The sequence below is a fragment of the Tessaracoccus caeni genome (genome assembly GCF_029211185.1).
Lineage (GTDB): Bacteria > Actinomycetota > Actinomycetes > Propionibacteriales > Propionibacteriaceae > Arachnia > Arachnia caeni.
Genome location: NZ_JARGDO010000041.1, coordinates 1 through 3,590 on the forward strand (window position 1 = coordinate 1; position 3,590 = coordinate 3,590).

The window sequence follows — 3,590 nt, forward strand, 5'->3', positions numbered from 1 at the left end:
GCCCGGATCGCCGCCAAGATCCTTGCACTGACCACCGCGATTTGGCACAACGACCACATCGGCGCCGCCATCCGTCGTTCACTCATCGCCTACGACCACTGAACCCCTTGGACTCACTCGTCTAGTGGGCGCGCCTTCGCTCATCGTCTTTGTGCGCCATTCGTTCGGTGCGGCCGTGGCTCATGGCCGCATCAGCGCGGGAGGACCTAGTGGCAGGGCTGCTGCCGATCCTCGACGTTGAGGATCGGCGCTCTGGTCACCGTCGAGTCGACAGCTCTGCCGCTTGCGTGGTCAGTGCGTCGGCCGTGCGCTGGATCCAGTCGGCGATCACCTTCAGTTGGTCGATGGTGAACGCCGCCGTTATCTCCGTCATCGCCGTGTTGAGGCGTGCGTAGGCGGCGGTCACCTGGGGATTGCTGGAGGGCAATGCGGTAACCACCAGACGTCGTCGGTCGTTAGAGCTCCGCTCGCGCCGTGCGAGTCCTGCAGCCTCGAGCCGATCGATCAGCCCTGTCGCCGCGCCACTCGTCATGCCTGTCCGGGCGGCCAGCTGACTCGCAGACAGGGGTCCGTCTCTTCGGAGGATGCCCAGCGCCTTGTGGTCGCCGGCGGAGATCCCGAGCAGCTCGCCGATCGCCTCGTCGAAGAGGAGAACGGCGTCGCTCAGGGCGACCCCTAGGTAGCTCGTGTGGTCGCTGCGTGAATGCGTTGAGACGACGCGTGTGGAGGGGGGGATAGGGGGTTTCGTCACGTAAGTTCCTTCGGTTCTGAATTTATCTTAGCAAGCTGAATCAATTAGTCAACTTAACGACTCCGAGCGGGGTTTGACGAGGCCGCAAGCGTGGCAACTTTGTATATACATATATCGAGATGAGGGCCGTCGGGTCGCTCAGAAATAGGTTTTTAACGGAAAAATTCGGTCAATCTGGCAGCAACGCATGCGTCGCTCATCGCTGACGGGGTCCGGAGTGTCTGCTAACGCGACCATCCGCGGCAACTGTTCCCTGGGAAGGAGGGGGTGGAGGAAGAGGGGCGACGATGAACCCGGATGCCACAGCGCGCCTCCTGGTCGAGTTCCAGAACGATTTCACCAGCGTCGGTACTGGCCTCCCGGTTCTTTGCGGCCGGTTCCTGGCGAGTGACCAGCGGTCGCTGCCAAGATGGAGACAACCCTTGGTCTTTGCGTAGCGGAAGGATCCTTCATGGCTGGTTCACACGTCGGCATCGTCTGGAACCCATCGAAGACGAGCAAAGAAGAGTTGGAGGCCGCCTGGGACGAGGCGGCGGCAGGGCACGATGATGTCCGGGTCTCGTGGTTCGAGACGAGCGAGGACGACCCTGGCCGCCGCGCGACCCAGCAGGCGCTGGACGCCGGCGCCGAGGTGGTGTTGGCTGCTGGAGGCGATGGCACCGTCCGCGCCGTCGCTGAACACCTGGCCGATACGGGTGCTGATGCGGCACTGGGAATCGTCCCGCTGGGCACGGGCAATCTGCTCGCCCGCAACCTTGAGGTGCCGCTGGGGGATCTTTCGGGGGCCTTTGCGCGCGCATTGGGCGACGGGGCCACTTCTCTTGACGTCGGCTGGGCCGAGGTGACGCTCGCGACGGGAGTGGAGCGGCACGCGTTCGTCGTGATGGCCGGCTTCGGCATCGACGCCCACATGATCTCCGAGACCGACGACGACCTGAAGGACAAGGCCGGCTGGCTGGCCTACGTCGAGTCCTTGGGACGCGCCTTCTCCGCGAGCGAGGTGATCGAACTCCGGATCTCGATCGATGACGCGGAGCCGACGACCGAACAGGCCCACACCCTCATCGTCGGAAACTGCGGCACGCTGCAAGGCGGAGTGACCCTGCTGCCCGATGCCCAGCCCGACGACGGCGAACTCGATGCGCTCATCCTCAGCGCCGACGGCGTGCCCGGCTGGATGGACACCTTGAAGAACATGGTGTGGGACAACGGACTCAAGCGGATGCTCGGCAGCAGCGACCAGGCCGAGAGCTGCGAGAGTGCCACCCATCGTCGGCTGACCTCGCTGGCCGTCGACCTGAGCGAACCTCGCCTGGTCGAGGTGGACGGTGACGAACTGGGCGAAGCAACTCGCCTCGTGGTCACCGTGCAGCCGGGGGCCATCACGGTGCGATAGATCGTTCGCTCGCGCGTCTGCGAGAATCGACGACGTGCGAGCGGCAGCGGAGTGGATGGAGCGCCATCAGGTAGCCCTCTATCTGCTGGCCCTCGCGGTGGGTGCAGCGGCTGGTCTGCTCGTGCCCGGGATTGCGGATCCTGCTGAGCGCGCCATCAATCCGATCTTGGCCTTGCTGCTCTATGCCACCTTCCTCGGTGTGCCCTTCGCGCGGATCGGGCAGGCGGTGAGGGACTGGCGGTTCTTGGGCACGGTGTCGCTCGTCAACTTCGTGTTCGTGCCCGTCGTGGTCTGGGCGGTGACGCGGCTCATCGCTCACGACCACGTGCTGCTGGTCGGTGCGCTGTTCGTGCTGCTGACGCCGTGCGTCGACTACGTCCTGGTGTTCACCGGGCTCGCCGGCGGAGCGAAAGACCGCCTGCTGGCCGCCGCTCCGCTGCTGATGCTCGCGCAGATGCTGCTCCTGCTGCTGTACCTGTGGGCTTTTGTCGGCGAGGAGTTCGTCGAGCGGGTCGATCTGGCCCCCTTCGCGGAGGCCTTCCTGTTTCTCATTGCACTGCCGCTGGCTGCTGCAGGGCTCACGCAACTGCTCGCTTCGCGACGGAGTGTCGACCCGCAGGTCGGAGGTGAGGAACGCCACCGAACGCGGGTGGCGCAGCTGTTTGCTTCGCGACGGCGTATCGGCCCGCGGCTCGGACGAGGGGGACGCCACCGAATACGGGTGACGCAGCTGCTCGCTTCGCGGCGACGTGCCGGCGAGGTGTTGCGCGATGCGGTTGTCGACGCCATGGTGCCGTTGATGATGCTGACGTTGGCCGTGGTGGTGGCTTCCCAGATCGCGGGCGTCGGTGAACGGATCGGTGCGCTGGTGCGCGTCGTACCGGTCTATGCGCTGTTCGCCGTTGGTATGGCCGTGATTGGCGCAATGGCCAGCCGGGTGGCCGGCCTCGACGTTCCTGGCCGCCGCGCGATCGTGTTCAGCGGCGTCACCCGCAACTCGCTGGTCGTCCTGCCGCTGGTGCTGGCCCTACCCGCTGCATTCGATCTCGCCCCGCTGGTCGTGGTGACCCAGACGTTGGTCGAGCTGGTCGTGATGGTGATCTTCGTCCGCCTGATCCCGCGCCTGATCCCCGAGACCGACGCTCCCTGAGGTGCCCCATGCTCGCTCTTCGAGGTGTGAGACCGCTCGCGGCCGAGCCTCGAGGAGAGCGTGACGGTTCAGAATCCGCAGGTAGCTGACCAAGCTGCTATGCGTGGTCGTGCCCTCCTGGGAGCAAGAGCATGACAATCGACGCTCTTTGAGGTGCGAAGGCGCCGGGGCGCACTTCGAGACGCTCGTACCTCGCTCCTCAGCGTGCGGGCTGCTTCGCGGCCGCCTTGGGGCGGGAAAGTGTTGCTGCTGGGCGCCGGTGGGGTGCATGGTGGAGATAGGTGGCGCTGGGT

3 protein-coding genes and 1 pseudogene are annotated in these 3,590 nt (G+C 65.5%); 3 read left to right on the top strand and 1 reads right to left on the bottom strand.

Annotated features, from left to right (window positions below; all coding sequences use genetic code 11):
- Positions 1–102: pseudogene (locus P0D62_RS18810) on the top strand (IS982 family transposase); the annotation flags it as partial.
- A gap of 154 nt (positions 103–256) precedes the next feature.
- Here P0D62_RS18810 and P0D62_RS18815 read toward each other — a convergent pair.
- Positions 257–751, bottom strand: coding sequence for a MarR family winged helix-turn-helix transcriptional regulator (locus P0D62_RS18815; protein ID WP_275704063.1), 495 nt, complete (start codon positions 749–751; stop codon positions 257–259).
- 451 nt (positions 752–1,202) lie between these two features.
- Here P0D62_RS18815 and P0D62_RS18820 point away from each other — a divergent pair, with 451 nt between their 5' ends.
- Together P0D62_RS18820 and P0D62_RS18825 are read left to right on the top strand one after the other, a co-directional pair.
- Complete coding sequence (locus tag P0D62_RS18820) at positions 1,203–2,147, top strand: diacylglycerol/lipid kinase family protein (protein WP_275704064.1); 945 nt, start codon at positions 1,203–1,205, stop codon at positions 2,145–2,147.
- 34 nt (positions 2,148–2,181) lie between these two features.
- Complete coding sequence (locus tag P0D62_RS18825; protein ID WP_275704065.1) at positions 2,182–3,297, top strand: arsenic resistance protein; 1,116 nt, start codon at positions 2,182–2,184, stop codon at positions 3,295–3,297.
- Positions 3,298–3,590: the final 293 nt, after the last annotated feature.

What these genes read in the sequence shown, in the direction of transcription:
- P0D62_RS18820 (WP_275704064.1), top strand. Translation starts at nt 1,203, where the DNA reads ATGGCTGGTTCACACGTCGGCATCGTCTGGAACCCATCGAAGACGAGC.